At 40.6% G+C, this 19751-nt stretch carries 14 protein-coding genes; all 14 read right to left on the bottom strand.

From position 1 onward, the window contains the following. The gene (locus tag J1N10_RS01760; protein ID WP_262324953.1) at positions 1-894 is read right to left on the bottom strand and encodes a radical SAM protein; all 894 of its coding nucleotides are present in this window, start codon (positions 892-894) and stop codon (positions 1-3) included. A 36-nt stretch (positions 895-930) separates the two neighbouring features. After that, complete coding sequence (locus tag J1N10_RS01755) at positions 931-2436, bottom strand: hypothetical protein (protein ID WP_262324952.1); 1506 nt, start codon at positions 2434-2436, stop codon at positions 931-933. Between the two features lies 1 nt (position 2437). Then, complete coding sequence (locus tag J1N10_RS01750; protein WP_262324951.1) at positions 2438-3412, bottom strand: PorP/SprF family type IX secretion system membrane protein; 975 nt, start codon at positions 3410-3412, stop codon at positions 2438-2440. Positions 3413-3422: 10 nt separating this feature from the next. Next, complete coding sequence (locus J1N10_RS01745) at positions 3423-9914, bottom strand: tandem-95 repeat protein (protein WP_262324950.1); 6492 nt, start codon at positions 9912-9914, stop codon at positions 3423-3425. A 216-nt stretch (positions 9915-10130) separates the two neighbouring features. Further along, on the bottom strand, positions 10131-10937 hold the full coding sequence (locus tag J1N10_RS01740) for an outer membrane protein assembly factor BamD (protein ID WP_262324949.1): 807 nt from the start codon (positions 10935-10937) through the stop codon (positions 10131-10133). 126 nt (positions 10938-11063) lie between these two features. Further along, positions 11064-11384 carry a single-stranded DNA-binding protein gene (locus J1N10_RS01735; protein WP_262324948.1) on the bottom strand — a complete coding sequence of 107 codons (321 nt, stop codon included), beginning with the start codon at positions 11382-11384 and terminating at the stop codon, positions 11064-11066. A 107-nt stretch (positions 11385-11491) separates the two neighbouring features. Next, positions 11492-12535, bottom strand: coding sequence for a 23S rRNA (adenine(2503)-C(2))-methyltransferase RlmN (gene rlmN / locus J1N10_RS01730; protein WP_262324947.1), 1044 nt, complete (start codon positions 12533-12535; stop codon positions 11492-11494). A gap of 2 nt (positions 12536-12537) precedes the next feature. Beyond that, on the bottom strand, positions 12538-13275 hold the full coding sequence (locus J1N10_RS01725; RefSeq protein ID WP_262324946.1) for a ferredoxin--NADP reductase: 738 nt from the start codon (positions 13273-13275) through the stop codon (positions 12538-12540). A gap of 119 nt (positions 13276-13394) precedes the next feature. Beyond that, positions 13395-14924, bottom strand: coding sequence for a 2,3-bisphosphoglycerate-independent phosphoglycerate mutase (gene gpmI / locus J1N10_RS01720; RefSeq protein ID WP_262324945.1), 1530 nt, complete (start codon positions 14922-14924; stop codon positions 13395-13397). A gap of 561 nt (positions 14925-15485) precedes the next feature. Continuing rightward, on the bottom strand, positions 15486-16100 hold the full coding sequence (locus J1N10_RS01715; RefSeq protein ID WP_262324944.1) for a hypothetical protein: 615 nt from the start codon (positions 16098-16100) through the stop codon (positions 15486-15488). Positions 16101-16278: 178 nt separating this feature from the next. Next, entirely contained in the window at positions 16279-16446 is a 168-nt protein-coding gene (locus tag J1N10_RS01710) for a hypothetical protein (RefSeq protein ID WP_262324943.1), read from the bottom strand. Positions 16447-16457: 11 nt separating this feature from the next. Continuing rightward, a complete protein-coding gene (locus J1N10_RS01705; protein ID WP_262324942.1) occupies positions 16458-16766 on the bottom strand; it encodes a hypothetical protein in 309 nt (102 codons plus the stop codon). 272 nt (positions 16767-17038) lie between these two features. Then, positions 17039-18340 carry a Gfo/Idh/MocA family protein gene (locus tag J1N10_RS01700; RefSeq protein ID WP_262324941.1) on the bottom strand — a complete coding sequence of 434 codons (1302 nt, stop codon included), beginning with the start codon at positions 18338-18340 and terminating at the stop codon, positions 17039-17041. Positions 18341-18345: 5 nt separating this feature from the next. Next, the gene (locus tag J1N10_RS01695; RefSeq protein WP_262324940.1) at positions 18346-19641 is read right to left on the bottom strand and encodes a NapC/NirT family cytochrome c; all 1296 of its coding nucleotides are present in this window, start codon (positions 19639-19641) and stop codon (positions 18346-18348) included. Positions 19642-19751 lie beyond the last annotated feature (110 nt).

Raw genomic sequence — 19751 nt, 5'->3', positions numbered from 1 at the left:
TTATAAAAATCTACTTTCATTCAAATGTGGTTTCGGAACATGTATCGTATGTTCGATAATATGATCCAATTGATTAATGAATGTATCTTTATCACGATTTAAACCACCTTTAAATACCAAGTAATTAGATGCATGGTCGCTTCTGAAAACAGTACTTTTTAATTCAAGATGTTGTAATAGAAGACGCATCTCTTTCAGCATTTCCAATTGAGATAATGGTTCAAAGTTGTTTTTTACACGATTTTTAAAATGCTCAAAACCATAGGGGAAGGAGATAACCAACATAGCCAGTAGTTCAGGTTGTATCTGGTTTAATAACTTCGCTGAATTGATAGCGTGATTGTAAGTGTGCTGGCGTCCTCCCAGGCCATTAAGTATCATAACTGATAGCTTAAATCCAACACTTTTAGCTTTTAAGGAAGCAGCTGCCTGTTCTTCGGTTGTTGTTCCTTTGTTGACTAATGCAAGCACTTCGTTATCGCCTGATTCAAGGCCGATATATAATAAATCAAGGCCGGCTTCTTTAAGTTGAGCTAATTGCAGCTTGTCAAACTTGTTCAGTTCGCGCGTTGAAGCATAGCATGAAATGCGCTTCACCTTTAAAAAATGAACTTTAATGAGCTGTATTGTTTCGAGTATAACAGGGAAATCAACCGTAAATAAATCGCCATCGCCAATGAAGATGCGATTAGTATCTGGATGCATCCCTGATAGTAAAGATATTTCCTTTTTGATAGTACTCAGTGGTTTAACCGAATAGCTTTTACTTGTGTACATTTCGCAAAAATGACACTTGTTCCATTTACAACCATGAGTAACTTGAATGATGACTGAATTCGCCTCTGATGGCGGGCGAAATACGGGCTCGTGATAGACTAAAAAAGACTCGTTCATTGCCGCAAAAATAATAAAACGCGAGCGATAAAAAGCCTACTTTTCCTTAAGTCCGATATTTAATTTTAATACATCATATTGTTGCAATTGTTCAGGTGTCAGAACTCCTTTAAAGTCAGAGTAGAACTTGCGTTTAACCTCAAAAGTATATTTTTTATCTTTTTTCAAATAACAATTAAACTTACCCGATCGGTTAGATTTAACGGTCATGATTTTGCCGGTTTCAACATCGGTAATATTAACAAATGCATTGGACAATAAGTTTGAATCTTCTTCACTGTATATATTGGCCTCAATAATGCAATAAGCCAATGGATTGACAAACTGAATGGCGTAAATATCGTCACCTCCGGCACCACCATCGCGGTTTGAAGCAAAGAAACCGAAGGCATTACTTTTATCCAAAACAAGGCTAAAGTCATCCGCCGTTGTATTGACCGGATAACCCAGGTTAAAAGGCAAAGTGTAGTTGCCATTGACAAGCGTCGAGAAAAATAAATCATAACCACCTAAGCCAGGATGCATATCTGAAGAAAAATAGAGTGTTCCGTTTGAATCAATAAAGGGGAATATTTCGTTACCCGCTGTATTAACAAATTGACCTAAGTTCCTTGGTTGGCTCAGGAATCCGTTTTTTAGCTCGCACACGTATAGATCCATACCTCCAAATCCACCCGGCATATCTGATGAGAAATAGATGTATTTATTGTCTTTGGTGATAAAGGCATGTGCAACCGTATAGGCACCTTTTCGTATGGGCAGTCGTTTTACTTCTTTCAACCAGTTGTCGCCTTCTTTTTGAGCCACAAAAATATCTAAGGTATTGACCTCTTTTGTGTCAAAATTGGTGTTACGTGTTAAGTAAGCTGTTTTTGCATCGCTAGAAAAACAGATGGGCCCATCATTATATTTAGTTTGAAGTTCTTTGCTGAAAAACTTAGCTTCTGTACTCGTTTTATCTAACGAATATAAATTAAAGAACGATTGCCCGGTTTGAACATCACTTCGTTTTGATAGACTCTTAATAGGTCGATTGGACGTAAAAACCATCTCGCTTCGATACAAGGTTGGTCCAAACTCATCAAATTGTGTATTGATGGCTAACGGAATAATTTTGTATCGACTCGAATCCCTCATCAGTTCATTGTAATATTCGATAAAGGATTGGGTTGCGAGCTGATGTGGCAAGTTGTTTTGCTGGTAATACTTATGGAAATAAATCGAAGCCTCTTGTTGCTTGCCAGCTTTCAATAGTTCCTGTGCAAGTGCCAGGTATATTTCCGAATTAAGATCGGGGTGCTCAGTACACTTTTTATACCAAACAGCAGCTTCTTCGTAGTTGTTTAGCTTTGAGTAAGCCGTTGCAATTTTAGTATAGCAATAGTAGGTGTGTTGCCCCTCTTTAATTAACTTCTCATAGGCTTTAATGGCCTTAGAGTAGTTGAAACTATTAAAGAGCTCATCGGCTTTTTCCAGATCTTTCGACTGAGAAAAAGCTATTTGTGAGAAGCTAAATGCTAAAACAATTAGCCAGGTTCTCATGCTAAAAATGTCTTGGATGCTGAACTTTTTCTTTTGTGAAATTGAACTCATATAGTAACATTATTTCGTGTGTGCCGTTGTTGTAACTGCTCAATTCGTTGGTTGTCATGTCGTAACCATAACCAACTTTAAACTGTTGGTTAAATTGATATTGTACGATTGCCCCGAATGAGCTTTCAATGCGATAGAAACCTCCCAGCCATAGTTTTTCTTTAAATAGGAAGTTCAGGTTGATATCCATTGACATCGGTGCTGCTTGTGTAAAACGAGCTAAAATACTAGGCTTGAACTTCACATTTTCGTTAAGGTCAAAAACATATCCACCGGTAAAAAAGTAATGACGGGTTTCTTTTCCGCTCTCTCCCAAGACTTCAATGTCGCCATTATCCAATTTATTTTCAAGTAGTTTTGGTATGGATGCACCAAAATAAAACTTGTCGGAGTAATAAAACAGTCCAAAACCGAAGTTGGGGAGGAATTTATTGTAATCCGAACCGCTTAATGATGGATCATCTGCAACATTACCTGTACTAAGACTCGTAAAGTTATTTTGATAGAAATTGAAACCACCTTTAATTCCTAATGATAGTTTGCTCTTTTCGGTGATTTTTAAACGATAGGCGTAATCAAAATAGACACCTGTTTGCCTTGTTGGATCCAGTCGGTCATGCATTAATGTAAATCCTAAACCCACATTTTTGCCAACCGATGAATGAGCTGTTAATGTTTGGGTTGAAGGCGCTCCATCAAAACCCACCCATTGATGGCGTGATAAAGCCATTAGGCTCAATACTTCGCGTGTGCCGGCATAGCCAGGGTTGTAAGCCAAAGTGTTGAACATGTACTGTGTGTACAAAGGGTCTTGCTGTGCTTGAATTGTTTGTGGCAACGAGGTCACCAAAAGAGCACAGCAGATGAGAAGTTTTACAAAATCGCCAGGTTTAAGCGATAAGTGTTGTTGAGTTGTCAAATTCATAGTTGGTTTTTTATCGCTTAATATATACTGTTCCTTTAATCAACGTGCCATTTTTGGCTTTGAATACATAAAAGTAGGTTCCTTCCGACAGTATTTCGCTTCCTAATGTGCCTGAATTAGATTTGCCATCCCAGGTATTGTCGTAATTCACCATGTGGAAAACTTGGCCACCCCAACGGTTAAACACAAACAATTCGTTGTCTTTTAAGTCATCAGATGTGGCTCCTTTAATGATAAAGTAATCGTTGATGCCATCGCCATTTGGCGTAAAAGTTTCAGGGATATCTATTGTTGCCCGGTCGGCACAGTCGTCGAATGAATCAATGTAATTAGGCGTGTCATCATTGTCACAATCAGCATCTGTTTCTGCTTTATCGGTGTGTCCATCATTATCTGAATCTTCATCCAGGTAATCAGAGGTGCCATCGCCGTCGGTGTCAACAGGCGAATCGTTACACATGTTAACGATTCCACCTTCAATTAAGTCTGAAATGCCATCGTCATCAGAATCATCATCCATATAATCGGGTAGACCATCGTTATCAGTATCACGACTGCTGCCATCCGAGTTTTCAATGGCATCCGGAATGTTGTCAAAATCAGAATCAAGCGGAACAACATTGATGTAAACGGTTGCTTCAGCTTGGCCTCCCTGTATATCACTTAGTAGGTATTTAATTTCAAATGTTGAACAAAGTGTACCAATGTTGGCTGTGAATTCAAGGGTTGTTTGATTAAGGATTTTAATTATTCCTGGCACAGTTGGAGAATCAGGTGAAATGGAAATGCTTAAGGCTTCCATTTCAATATCGCTGCCTAATTCAGCCAGGTTAACCATTGCTGGTGTGCCTTCAACGACATTGAATTGATAATCAACAGCAACAGGTGCATCGTTTACCGGATTAACGGTAATAAAGATAGTGTCTTGATCCGTTAATGGCGGATTACCCAAGTCTGAAACACTATACACAATTGTATCGTTACCAAAGTAATTAGCATTTGGCGAGTAGTCAATACGTGTACTACCCGAAGTGTGTTGATAGGTGCCAAAACGTGCACCTTCAACAATTGTCAGGCTCTTAAAATCGAGGTTGTGGTTTGGATCATTATCATTTTCCAAAGGATTAAAATAAGTAGAGGCATCCTCATCTACCACCTTATAATCGGGGTTGGCATTAGGTTTAACATTACCTGTTGTCACGGTTAAGCGAACTGTGGCTGTTGCACATTCGCCTTTGCTATCACAGATGCGGTATTGGAAATTGTCACTACCATAATAGTTTAAGTCTGGAATATAATTGACTAAACCTGTACCATCTTCAGGAATTGCTTCGCCATGGTCTGGTTGTTTGGTGATCACGATTGATGATAAGTTGAGGTCATTATCGGCATCAGTATCATTGGCTACAACATCAATTTTTATACTTGTGTTATCAGGTGTGGTTGCTTCATCGTCATTGGCGATTGGCAGGTCGTTTACAGGAATAATGGTGATATTAACTGAAGCAGTATTACTAACGCTGCCCGATTCGTCGGCAACAGTATAAGCGATCTCTTCACTTCCGTTGAAGTTATCATTCGGAACATAGATAATTTCGCCATTATCGATAGATAGGGAACCATTTGATGGCCAGCTTGCTATGTTTAGTGAAGATACTTCAATGTCGTTGTCAATATCTTCATCGTTTTCTAGCACTGCCATCCTGATGCTTTCATCCTCATTTGTTGAGTAGGTGTCATTATTTAAACGTGGCGCATCGTTTACTGCATTTATGGTAATTTGCACGCTTGCCTCGCTTCGCAGACCATCTTCATCGGCTACTGAATACCTGAAACTGTCGTTTCCGTTATAGTCGGCATTGGGTGCGTAGCTAACATTATTGGCGTTAATGGTTACCTGACCATTGCTTGGCTGAGTTCTTATCTCAATAGATGATTCAACTATTGAATTTTCAATATCAGAGTCGTTAGCTAAGATATCGAAAGTACTTTCCTGATCTTCATCAATGGAATAACTGTCATCCAGCACATCAGGTGCATCATTAACCGGGTTAACTGTAATAGTAACAGTTGCCTGATTTCTTGCACCATCCGAATCGGCCACAGAATACTCAAAGCTGTCGGAGCCATTATAATTACTATTCGGGGTATAGGTAATGGTGCCTGAACTAACCGTTGTTACACCATTAGCTGCATTTGTTACAATCTGGATAGTATTTGCATCAATTTCATTGTCGATATCGCTATCGTTGTTTAATACTTCAAATACGGTCCGTTCATCTTCGTTTATTTCGTATTCGTTATCATTCACTATTGGGGCATCATTTACTGATGTGATAGAGATGTTAACGGTGGCTTCGTCACAATAGTCTGAATCATCGCAAATACGATAGGTAAAACTATCAGAACCGTTGTAATTGCTATTGGGTGTATACTTTATTGAAGCATCGCTGTTAATTATTGCGGTACCATTCTGTGGAGCTGTTAAAATAACTAACGATTCATTGTTAATGTTGTTTTGTGGATCGGTATCGTTATCCAAAATGCTAAAATCAGTTGGCGAATCTTCATCAATAGTATAATCATCATTAACGGCATTAGGAGCTTCGTTAGAAACAGTTATATCGATGCGTCCGATATTACTGTTGGCTCCATCGTTATCGCTTACCTGTATTTCGAAGTAATCAACTCCCGAGAAGCCCGTATTGGGTGTGTAGGTAATATTGCCTGTTCCTGCTTCAATAGAGGTGGAGCCATATTCGGCTGCCCGTGTAACTGACAAGCTGTTAACGTCGATATTGCCATCCTCATCAGTAGCAAAATCGCCAAATAAAATGGTGGTGGCTACGTTTTCTTGTGTTGCATAGTTTTTGTTGCTTACAACCGGAGCATCATTCACATTATTGACGGTGATAGAGAAGTTTTGCTCGTTACTACTGTTGTTAGTGTCTGTTACCGTCAGACTAACGTTGTGAGCGGTGCCAACTTCATTCTGACCAGGTGTACCGGTTAACAAAGCTGTTCCATCTCCATTGTCAGTCAGTGATAGCCAGGTTGGGATAACGGTTGCCGAGATGCTTACATTATCGCCATCAGCATCGTTTGTGGTGATATTATAGTTGTAAAGAGCGTCTTCGTTCCATGTTTCTTCTGGTGTTGATGTAAACGTTGGTGCATCGTTCACATTTTCAACTGAAATGACGAATGACTGGTCGACATCAACAGTTCCGTCATTAACGCGAATAGTGACATTGTGATTGCCAATATCGGCAGCACCAGGTGTGCCTGATAAATTAGCTGTTTTATCACCTAGGTCAGTGAGTGTTAGCCAAGTCGGGCCAACAGGCATGGTAAACGACAGGTTGTCATTAACATCAACATCAGTTGCTACAATTGAATATTCGTAAGTAATATTCTGTGTTGCTGTAGTTATTGCTCCTGAAGTAAATACGGGCGCATCATTGACATTGAGAACTGTCAGTGTAAAAGCTTGCTCCACAGTTATTGTACCATCGTTTACTGTCAAAGTAATGTTATAAGTACCTACTTCGTCATTGCCCGGATTACCACTTAATGTAGCTGTTTTATCATTATTATTTACAAGTGTCAGCCAGGTTGGTAATGTTTCTAAACTGCCGAAAGTTAATACATCATCTGCATCAATGTCGGTGGCTGTTATGGTGAAACTATAAGCTTCATCTTCATTGGTCTCGGATGTAGCTGATGAAGTGAATGCCGGAGCATCGTTAACATTGGTAACATTGATTGTGAATTCTTGAGGTGTTGTTAAGTCCCCATCACTTGCTGTGAGTGTGATTAGGAATGAACCAATGTTGTCGTTGGTGGGTGTGCCTGTCAGAACGGCTGTGTTATCGCCGTTGTCGGTAAGGCTTAACCAGGTGGGTAGAGTGCCTGAATAACCTATGCTCAAGGTCGCGGTTTCAATGTCTGACACGGCGATATTATAGGTATAAGTCGCATCCTGACTAACTTCTGTTGTAGGACTAGAACTATAGGTAGGAGCGTCATTAACCGCTGTAATGGTAATCGAAACACTTCCCTGATCGCAATAGCTTGTAACATCACAAACACTATAGGTAAAGCTGTCGGAACCATTGTAATTGGTGTTTGGTGTATATTCAAAGTTGTTGTTGTCGCTATTGAATATTACTGTTCCGTGTTGTGGCGCATCAACAATGGTTAATGAGCCAGCATTGATGTTATCTTGCGGATCGGTGTCGTTGGCTAATACATCAAATACGCTTGGAGTATCTTCGTTAATAGTATACGAATCATCGACGGCACTTGGAGCTTCGCTAGAAACGTTAATAGTGATCGTTCCTGTGTTGCTGTATCTGCTGTCAGTATCCTGTATCTGTACATTAAAATTATCGCTTCCTGAAAAGGATGTGTTTGGTGTGTAAGTTATATCACCACTTGTTGAGTTGATCGATGTTGAACCATTGGATGGGCCTGACGTGATAACCAATGATGAAGGATCTAAATTACCATCTTCATCCGAGGCGAAACTACTTAATTCAATTGTAATTGCAGTATTTTCTGCTGTAGAGAAGGTACTACTGGTAATAATTGGGGAGTCATCAACATTAACAACTGTGATGTTATAATTTAAAAATGTTTCGGCATCGCCATCAGTTGCTTTAATTGAGATAGCATGAACGCCAACATCGCTTTGTAAAGGTGTTCCTGTAAGTGTGTAGGTTGTGTTGCCGTTGTCAGTTAAATTTAACCAGCCAGGTATGGTAGTTGCCTCCAGGGTTACAACATCTCCATTGTCAATGTCATTGGTTTCAAGTAATTGACTGTATTCAGCATCTTCGTTAGTATGTGTATCCGTTGGTGCATTAACAAAGGTTGGTGCATCGTTGATGTTACTGACCGTAATAGTGAACGACTGTTGAACATCAACTGTTCCATCATTGGCATTGAGGACTACCGAATGGTCGCCTACTTCCGAATTGCTTGGTGTCCCTGTTAAAGAGGCTGTACCATCGGTGCCATCGCTAAATGTAAGCCAGGCGGGTTTGGTAGGGGCCGTTATGGTTAAGTTGTCTCCCACATCAATGTCGTTGACAACAATGTCATAGCTATAAGCAATATCCTCATCAACTGCAGTGACAGCTGTTGAGGTAAATGTTGGAGCATCGTTAATGTTGGCCACCGTAATGGTAAACGTGTGATTAAAGCTGGCATTACCGTCGCTTACCACAAGCGTTACATTGTTATCGCCAACTTCGTCATTTCCAGGAGTTCCTGAAAGCTTTGTGCTGGTACTTGTATTGTCGGATAGGGCCAGCCAGCTTGGCGTATTACTTAACGAAAACTGTATGTTGTCGCCATCTTCGTCAGTGGCGGTAATTGTATACTCGTATAATGTGCCCTGTGTAGCTGCTTCTTCATCTGTGGATGTTATTTCTGGTAAGTCATTTACGTTGATGATATTCAGCGTGAAGGTTTGATCGGTACTAGTTAAGTCGTCTGTAGCACGAAGTATTACGGTAAGCGGGGTGCCATTGGTTACATCGGCTTGTAAAGGTGTACCGCTTAATGTAGCAGTGCCATCACCAGTGGGGGTAATGCTTAACCATGATGAGCTGGCTGGTTCTACGAGTGTAATAGTAGGTATGTCACCATCAGCATCGCTTACAACAATATCGTAAGAGTAAAAAGCATCTTCGTTAATGTCAATAGGAGAGGTGCCTGGTGATGAGGTGAAAACAGGAGCCGTATCATCGTCACTTACATTGATCGTGATGGTTTTGTCAGATAGACTGGTAAAGTGGCTATTGCTTCCGGAGTTGACTGAAGCTGTGATAAAAGTTGTTTCATCCACCAGGTTATTATCGTCTTCAATACTAACTGTTACAGTTTGCGAAACATTCCATTCACCTGGAATAAATGTCAGACTTGTTTTGTCGAGGGTAATAATATCACTGTGATTAGTATCTTCTATTAAATCAATGATAACATCGCTTTCCGGCTCCTTAGAAAGGACAACGTTAAAGGTTTTGTTTTCATTTTCAGCAATGTCAAGTGTGGAAGTTGATAGGCTGAAGCCGGCCACATCATTATCGAGGATGTCGATAGTAGGATTAATACTGCTAGTGAAAGTAGCAGTTCCAGTAGTTGTTACAGAAATCTCAATTGTTTCCGTTCCTTCTACTACGCTGTCGTCTACTATGTTAATGTCAAGAGAGACTTCTGTGTCATTCGTTGTATAAGGTATGGTTTTGCTTGATACAGTAAAGTCATCTGTTTCACTTGCAAAACCAGAACCTGTTGTGAAGGTGATGGTTATATCTCCATTACTAGTGAAAGGAGTTGCCGGTTTGAACGTGAATTGTCCAGCCGTTGAACCCTCTGTTCCATTAGTGCCAGAAATAGTAATTTCTTGCCCAATAGTAATTTGGGGCAATATTATCGCGAAAAAAGCTATACAAGTTATTTTTAACAACTTGTTAATTGGGTTTTGGGTTTGCATAATCAAAGTAGTTTTGGTAAAAACTAATTAGCTAAAGTTATTAAGGATTATGCCTTGTGGCTCACTTTTTTGATGAAAGGGCTAAAATTGATTATGAAAGTTGTGAGAATAGGGCTTTATAGAAAGTAACGCCTGTGAATTAAGGAATTATAACTGTATTAAAACGAAAAAGCTGCTACAAATATTTGTAACAGCTTTTGAAATATTGCAATTCTGTTAGGCATTTAGGCGGCCCAATTCAGCCTTTACTTTATCTATTTCTTCTTCGATTCGCTTAATTTCTTTTAAAACAAATGATATTTCGTAGCCATCGCGAATGGCTTCTTTATCAAATTTTTCCATCACAATGTAAAAGTATTTTTTACCACGGAATTGTACTTTTAATGATTTATCAGCATTGTTGGCAATAAAATCAACCACCCCGTTGTCGGTGCCATCTTTATAACTAACCACTTCCCATTGGTTTTCACCATCTTCAAAGTGACGGTTGTTAAACCCATCTTCGGCTATTTCTTCGCTTAAAACACTATTCCCGCTAAAGTATACCTTTATCTGGTCGTGGTAGATTCTTTCGGTACCTGTGTAGCGGCTTGAGATGTAGAAGTTGCCTTCCAGGTCGAGGTGAGCTCTCAGGTAGGTTCTGCCATATGAGTTTTCGGGCTTTTGACGTTTGTGAATGAGAATTTTTTTAGTTCCGTAATCTGATGATTCGGTAAAATTCTTCATTAAAGGCTTTAATTCAGCTTGCTTAACTTGTAGCATGCTGTCTAAAAACACTAAGTTTTGTCTTTGTTCTTCAATGGTTATTTTGCGCAATAAATCATTGCCACGAGTTACATATTCAATTTGATTGGGATAGAGGTCTTCGATGGAGTCAATCTCTAATTTAGCATCGTTAAACTTTTTCTGATTAAATAATTGTTCTGCCCGGTTAAATCTTTCTTTGGCTAATTCTTGTTTATTAGGGCCACAGGCTGCTACGAATAGGGTTGTTAGAAGTATAATAATCGGAAGTGTCTTCATGATGCTTGTATTTGTTATTCAAAAATAGCAAGAATTATTGAAGAGCGATGGTGTTTAAATCGAAAACTGGTCTTTGAACAAAGGCTGCAATTTTTTTAATGGTGCAGCCTTTGCTTATTCATGTTGTTAATTTAGTAACTCCAATTCTTTAACATTGACGTGTATGGTCGACTTCACTGTTCCGTCTTTGCTCTGATAGCCCTCGCTGCCAGGGACGCCTTCAAGCAGTACTTTTTGTCCTTTTTTCAAAAACTCGGCAACTTTAGTGCTTTGTCTCTCACTTCGCCACATGGCAGCTCTTACCCATTCGGTACGTTCAACTTTTTCGCCTTGTGCATTTTTGTAGTCCATGGATACAGCTACATCAAAATTGATGACTTTTCGCTCACCTACGGTTTTAACTTCAGCATCTTTACCTACTGTTCCATTCAAAATAAGTTTTAACATTTAGCCTGGATTTAATTGTTAATAATATCAATTATTGATAAAACTAAGAAGCTTAAAACTAAATGTCAATAGGAAGCTGTAGTAAGGAGGAAAGAATATAGAATGGTTTAATAATCTTTTTCGTTATTCTCTTTGATGAGTTTTTTTGTTGACAATAAGCCACATGCGGCGTAGATGTCTTCGCCCCTTGATTTCCGAATGGTTGTGGTGATGCCTTTCTGAGATAACTTATCGCGGAAAAATTCCATTGTTTTGTAATCGCTTCCTTCCAATGGTGAATTCGGGATTGGATGAAAATGAATCAGGTTGACGCGGCATTTGATGCCATTGAGTAACTGCAGTAATCCTTTTACGTGTTGTGGCGAATCATTAACGCCTTTAAACATGATGTATTCGAACGAGATACGGCGCTGACGACCAAAATCATAATCGCGCAAGGCTTCAATGACTTTCTCGGCAGTGTACACGTTTTCAATGGGCATCAACTGTTTGCGCTCGTCATTAAATGGAGAGTGTAAGCTAATGGCCAGGTGTGCTTCCGATTCTTCGATAAAGCGGCGCATGGCCGGCACTACGCCAATGGTTGATACATTAATGCGACGCGGACTCCAGGCATAACCCCATTCAGCTGTGATGATTTCCAGACTTTTAAGTACATTCTCAATATTGTCCATTGGTTCGCCCATACCCATGTAGACGACATTGGTCAGCGTGTCGCGTTCGGGTAAACTGGCAATCTGGTTGAGTATTTCGTTGCTTGTCAGGTTCTTTTGAAAGCCCTGTCGCGCTGTCATACAAAATAAACAGCCCATTTTACAGCCTACCTGCGACGAGATACACAAGGTATTGCGGTTGTCCTCTGGTAAATAGGCGGCTTCAATAAACTGGTTGTTGCTGGTTTGATAAAGGTACTTTTTGGTGCCGTCAACTGATTCCTGAAAAGATTGCGGCGGCATTAAGCCCACCTCGTACTTATCGTTGAGTTCCGTTCTTGCTTTTTTCGACAAGTTGGTCATATCGTCGATGGTTGTCACATGTTTTTTGTACAACCAGTCGGCAATTTGTTTGGAGGTAAATGCGGGCAAACCCAAATCCTTCACACATGTCTTTAACTCACTCAGTGTTTTTCCGTATAATGCCTCTTTGCTCATTTTTAAAAGTATATTTCTGCAATAATATTATCAAAAGCGATGCCTCTGGCAATCAGTATTTCCCTCACATCAATTACCATCTGCGAACTGCCGCAAAGATAGTATTTATTATCGGTTGGAAGGTTCTCAGTGTTTTCCAGATAGCTGGTAAGTCGACCTGCAATGGTTTTTTCATTGGATTCGGTCGTGCAAAAGCGTAGGTAATTATGGCCCAGTTGCGCCTCCAGGTAATCCTGGAAGAAAAACTTATCCAAGGTTCGTGCGCCATGTAATAAATGGATGTTTTCAGCCCGAGCTGATTCAACCAGTGAAATAAAAGGCGCGATGCCCGTTCCTGTGGCAATCCAGGTAGCCGGTTGCTCCAGACACAGAAACTTGCCAAATGGCTCCGAAATATAAACGGTGTCATTGGGTTGAACAAGCGACAAAGGCGGAGTTAACTCTCCATCGGGTTTTACATCAAAAAGAATGCTCAAGTGTTGTTTATTGATGCCCGATGCAATGGAGTAGAGGCGAGGCTCATCATCGGCATGCATGGCGATGGCAACGACTTGGCCGGCTTTAAAGTCAAATGGTTTCTCAACAGATATGTAATGAACATCATCCGTTAAAAGGTCATTGCTGATTACTTTGACTGCTTGCAGTTCTTTTCGTTTGTGCTGGTTCATCAATTCAATTTTGTATGAAACGATATTGGCGAGGTTTTGTTTGGTGAACTGAAAAACTGTTGAATTGGTCATTTGTTCAACTGTAATACGAGTGAACAGTAGACAGAAATCCTGGCACTCAAAATTGTAAAAACAAAAGTGGCTGTTCCCAATATCAGGAACAGCCACTTTTTATATTTTATTGATTAGAATTACTTCAATTCAATCAAGGCTTCGCCAGTCATTTCTTCCGGTTGCTCAATGTTCATTAAGCGAAGGATGGATGGTGCTACATCGGCCAGGATACCATTTTTAATATCACCCTGACGCTCCGTTACCCAAATAAAAGGTACTGGGTTTAACGAGTGAGCTGTGTTTGGTGAACCATCTGCATTGATAGCGTTATCGGCATTACCATGGTCAGCAATGATGATGGCCTCATAACCATTCGCTTTAGCAGCTTCAACCGTAGCTTCCAGGCACTCATCAACAGCTTTCACAGCTTTCATAATCGCCTCGTACTCGCCAGTGTGACCTACCATGTCGCCATTGGCATAATTCAAGGCGATGAAATCATATTTGTTCTGATTTAACTCAGCAACAATCTTTTCTTTTACCTCGTGTGCGCTCATTTCAGGCTGAAGGTCGTATGTAGCCACTTTTGGAGAGTTGACCAAAATGCGGTCTTCGCCTTCGTACACAGCCTCGCGGCCGCCCGAGAAGAAGAAAGTTACGTGAGCGTATTTCTCTGTTTCAGCTATACGCAACTGCTTTTTACCTGCGTTGGCAACCACCTCACCAATGGTGTTCGACACATTATCTTTGTCGAATAAAATGTGCATACCTTCAAAAGTAGCATCATAAGGTGTCATGGTGCAATAGTGCAAAGGAATGGTTTTCATACCTTCTTCCGGCATGTCTTGCTGCGTTAATACCTGTGTAATTTCACGGGCACGGTCGTTACGGAAGTTGAAGAATACAACCACATCGCCTTCGCTGATGGTTCCTACCTGCTTACCGTTCGCATCAACATGACTCACTGCTTTGATAAATTCATCGGTTACACCTTCGGCATATGATTCATCAATTGCTGAAAGAATATCGCTTGTTGCTTTACCAGTTCCATTCACCATCAGGTTGTAAGCTTCCTTAACACGTTCCCAGCGCTTATCACGGTCCATGGCGTAGTAACGACCAATCATTGATGCTACCTGACCACCTGATTTTTCCATGTGCTGAAGCAGTTCGGTCATAAAGCCTTTACCACTTTTAGGGTCTGTGTCACGTCCGTCCATAAATGCATGAACAAAAGCACGCTCCTCAATACCGTATTCTTTGGCAATATCTAATAATTTGTACAGGTGCTGCTGACTTGAGTGTACACCACCTTTTGATAATAATCCTAAGAAGTGAATCTGTTTGTTGTTTTCTTTGGCGTAGGTATACGCTTTAACAACTTCAGGATTCTGAGCAATGGAACCGTCGGCGCAGGCGCGGTTAATTTTTACCAAATCCTGGTAAACAACACGTCCGGCACCAATGTTTAGGTGACCTACTTCACTGTTTCCCATCTGTCCGTCGGGCAAACCAACATTTTCGCCAGAGGCTTGTAGTTGAGAGTTGGGGTAATTTTTAACCAAACTATCGAAATATGGCGTTTCACCTGTGAAGATACCATCTGATTTCGAGTGGTCTCCGTATCCCCATCCATCAAGGATTATCAAAATCGTTTTCTTGCTCATGTGATAATATTTAAATCTTTTTGTGTATTTGCTTTATAATCATCTGTTAAAACGGCGCAAAAATAGACAAATTAACAGTAAATTAAAAGGTCTGTCTAAATCGCTGGAAACGTTTTAACTGCCAAAAAGTAAACAAGACACATGGATGATAGTTTATTGCTGGAATAGCTATAAACGTTAAAAAAATGTAATAACCTGAGTTCGACGTAAAATTTTGAACTCAGAACGCTTACGAATGGTAAGGTTCAAGTGTATATTGACGAAAGAATAGCGGGCTATTTTGAGTCGATTACACGAAGAAGATTGCTGTTCGTATAGTGGACTTAATAAGCTTTGAATAAATACCTGATTTACTGCTTCAAATTTTATCGCAATAGTTCACTATTCCTCTAAAATTATTCATTGTAAATCAGCTCTTTATTTCAAACTGAGTTTTAAAATTTAAATCGAACTCAGGTTAATAAGCTCTTTATAGTGTTATTTCACTTGTTGGCAAAAATAAACCGGACCTTCATGGCCCGGTTTGCTTATGTGTTAATCATCATTGATGACGATTGTTGTTTAAAGTGTAAAGTCGTAATGGTAATGTGTGTTGCCGGCTATTAATGTAGCTCGGTATTGGCCACTTCTCAAGCCTGATAATTCATATTTGTTTGAATACCCGATTTTGTTGCCAACTTTCATGTTTTCAACCAATTTGTTCCTGTCAAGATGAACTAATTGAAATTCCATGTCGTTTTGGTCAGCATTAATAAAACCCATCGTCAGTGTTTCATTATTGGGGTCGATATAAAACTTCATTTGTCTGGTGTCAGTATAGATATCCTTCACCACATCTGAATCTTTTAATCGGCCATATTGAACATTGAAGTCTTTCTGAATTTCGTAATCATTTCCTTTTAACAATACCGTATAGTCTCCATTATCGAGTTGATTAGGGTCGAATACTTTTTGATAGGTTTGTTTCGTGTTAAGCGATTCATAGTATACTGATTCTCCAGTATTGTTATTAATCACCTGAAGATGATTGGACGCATCGCCACAATTTATGATGGAGATAATTGATAAATCGGAATTGTGATATTTATTAATCTTGATAACTCCTCTTTCTCTGGCGTTAGCAGTTGTGCTTGCCATAAGCCCTACGGCTATTAAAATACTGAATACTGTTTTCATCGTTTTTCGTTTTTAATGTTTGGTCGATAAACAATAAAAAGCATGCCAGAAAAATGAGGGTTAACACTTTTTGTGCTGCGTTATGATTTGTTTTGCAAAGGGGTGTTAAAATTGGTTGTTGAATGTTTTCAGTTATGGCATTCTGCCATGAAAGAAGCATTAGGCGCTTTACGAACAGCTATAGTTCTTGTTCTTCGTAATTGAAGGTTCCATTTTGAAACGAAAAAACTTCTTTGGATGGTTTCTTGTATTTCGGTTTGTTTTTGTCGTTCATTCCCCATTTCCATAATTGAATAAGGATAAATGCACTGAGGACTAGCGACAGTATCGCTAATTGAAGCATCATATTTTTAATGATTATCGGTTGAGGTTATTATGCTTTTTACGATAGATATTGGCACTGGCTTTATTCTGTTTGTGTAGAATAATAGCACGTTCTTTCCTGGTGATAACACCATCGGCGCGAGCTGCTTTTTTAGTGCGATTGATACGCACCTGTTGCTTTTTAAGTTGAATAGCTTCAGCCCGGGTTAATTCGCCTGATGTAATACCTTTACTTATTAGCACGTGCTGATTGATTGGCCTATTTATAACCGGATTATTCGAAAGTGCTAATAGTGAAATCAGAAACAGGGCAAGTGTTGTGGTATAAATTTTTTTCGTCATGGTAGTGAGTTTTAAGTTATACTTGTTTATTCATCTACCGATTTCTTGAGCGCGTACCCTACCAAAAACAGGAGGAAAAATAAATTAATCTTTATGATACTTAATGTCAGGAGGGTTACCAATGGGTCGAATGATGATTTCTTGCTGACAATGGGAGCAGATGTAGATTTCACATCCTGTGCAGCAAAAACAATTGCAGCAGCTACGGTTTAAGTCGTTTTTATTCCACAACGACTGGCAATGCGGACACGTTATTTGCAATTGGTCATCCATTATTGGCCGGGGATAGGAATTGTTTTATTCATCTTTACATCGCCCATGACAAAATGTTTGGGGCCCAATTTCAGTTCACTGTTTAGCATTTCGTCCCAAGTCACCATTTTGCCGGTATAGGCCGATACACGTCCCATTATGGCAGTCAGCGATGATTCCGCAATTTGTTGGGCCTCATTGATTGGTTGATTGGTGCGGACGGCTGTTACCAGGTCGATGTGCTCCTGTACAAAGGCGCGCCAGAAGAAGTGCCAGCGATCGTTTTGCTGTTCTTCAGTCAATGGATATTTCCATCTCACCTCGCCCTGAGGATTAAAAATGGTGTTTTCGCAGTTGGTGTAACCGTGCGTGCCGCGGATGTTGTCGGTCACATTGGTTGAGCAACCGTTTATTTGGCGACACATACTGTGTACGTGCACGTTATTTGGATAAATGTAATCCACACTAAAATTATCGTACTGGTCGCCTGTTGTTCTGCGCTGCCGACTTCCAAAACCGGTTGCTTTTTCAGGATGAGACCCAATAAACCAGTTCATCAGGTCGATGTTGTGTATGTGCTGTTCTACAATATGATCGCCAGATAACCAGCACCAGTTCACCCAGTTGCGCAGCATGGCTTCCAGTTCGCTCCATTCGGCACGCGGGTTAACATGCCACAGCTTGCCCTGGTTATAATAGCAATTGCCTGACACAATTTCTCCGATAGCACCGCTCTTAATCTTTTGATAAGTAACCAGGTAATCTTCCTGATGCCTTTTGAGTGTTCCGGTTACGACCGAAAGACCCATTTCCTGCGCTCGCATACCATTAATCATAATGGAACGTACTCCGGCCGGGTCAACTGCAACCGGTTTCTCCATAAAAATATGCTTGCCTGCTTTCACTGCAGCTTCAAACTGTTGAGGACGAAAATAGGGTGGTGTGGCCATCAAAACGATATCCACGCCGGCATCAATCACTTTTTCATAAGCATCAAAACCAACAAAGCATTTCTCAGAGTCTATCTCAATGCCTTTCTCTTTTTTGATGTTAGCACGACATTTTTGTAGTTTATCTTCAAACACATCGCCCAGTGCCACAATCTCCAAGGAGGGGCCTGCATCTAAAAAGTTAAGAGCTGCACCTGTTCCACGAGAACCACAACCAATCAATCCGGCTTTCAGAACCGGTCCATCGGGTGCCGATTGGGGCAGTGGCCTGGCTTCGTTCTTTTGACGACAGCTCATAGCTCCGGCAGCCAGTGTCAGTCCACCGGCCAGCAGGCTTTTATTGATGAAATCGCGACGTGATTGCTTGCTCATAATAATTAGTTTTCGTTTGAATGGTAACTCAAAACAACTCTAAAACCCACATCGTTACAATCAGAATACCACCAAATGCTTTTGGGTATCTGTGGATCGGTTTTCAGCCAGTTATCGTGCTGGGTCGATTCGCGGAAGGAAGGAGATAAAGTCTTAATATCCGACTTGAACGAACCGCCTTTGATGACAAATTCTTTCGTGCTTTGGCCAAACGCATCGGAACAAAATTCTTTTACATTGCCAAACAGGTGACGGGCACCAATGCCATCCGCTTCAACAGCATTGGGTTCAAGTGTATTGGTTTTGTTGGTATTGGTGAGTTGGCTATTCAAGCCTTCCTTTTCAATGGCTTTGGAGGCAGCGTATTCCCATTCAGCTTCGGTTGGTAAGCGATAGTCTTTGCCGGTTTTGAGCGATAGCCATTGACAGTAAACAGTTGCCGCATGGTGCGTCATGGTAATGGCCGGGCGACGGCCCATGCCCCAGCCTTGATCGGGATTGCCCCATGGAGGTGTGGCGCCAGAGATGCCATCCACTTGGTTATGCTCTGTGCGTCCTTCCGATTCTGTTTCGGATAGGAATAGCAAGTACTCGTCCCAGCTGACTTCAATCTCGCCAATAAAAAAGGATTGAATTGCAGCGGAGTCGTTTGTATTATTAGCTTCTCCCTGAACCGGCAACATTTTAAACGCAATATCGCTGCCGGGGATGGTTTCGATAAATGCAGTCAGTCCGATACTATTGGCAGCCTGAGTATATATTGTGTCTTTTTTGTGCTGTTTGGTAAATAGGGTGATGTTATGGCTGGCCTTTTTATCCGTTCCGTGTCCAATGTTCATGTGGCACTGGATGCAATGCATCTCCTCCTTATTTTGTTGATAGTGCCAATGTGCTAACTCGCCGTTTTCCGATAAGTCAGAAGGGAACAGCTTGGGGTGACACTGAATGCAGGATTGTTCGAATGTATGGTGTTTGGCAAAGTCAACCTGAGACTTTTGTTGCCAGTTAAAATCGGTAGAATCTTTTGTGTAAAAGGCGTACAGGTCGCGAAGACCGGCTTTGACCTTTTCTTTATAAAAGCCTTGTCCTTTAGGTGGCAGATGGCAATCGATACAGTGTACAGTTTGTTCGCACGAGTTATTGTGTGGCGACTGCATCCATGAGGTATGTGCATGCTCGTGCACGTGACAGCTGTTGCAATAGGCATCAGTAGAAGTGTATTGATCTGCTTTTTTGAATAAAAAACTCAACAGGAACAGTACAATGCCAACCAATATTATTCGAACAACTGCTTTTCTCATGTCTACTTAACTGTATTCAGTCCAAAAATAGTATTTAAAAACTTGTTAGCACCCCTTATGGATAACAGCTTTACTGTATTTGTAGCCTTTTTAAACAGCAAAAGAGCCTG

The sequence above is a fragment of the Carboxylicivirga litoralis genome, from assembly GCF_025499605.1.
In the GTDB taxonomy this organism is placed as follows: domain Bacteria; phylum Bacteroidota; class Bacteroidia; order Bacteroidales; family Marinilabiliaceae; genus Carboxylicivirga; species Carboxylicivirga litoralis.
Note: the sequence above shows the minus strand (reverse complement) of the source record. Positions and strands in the feature narration are given on the sequence as shown.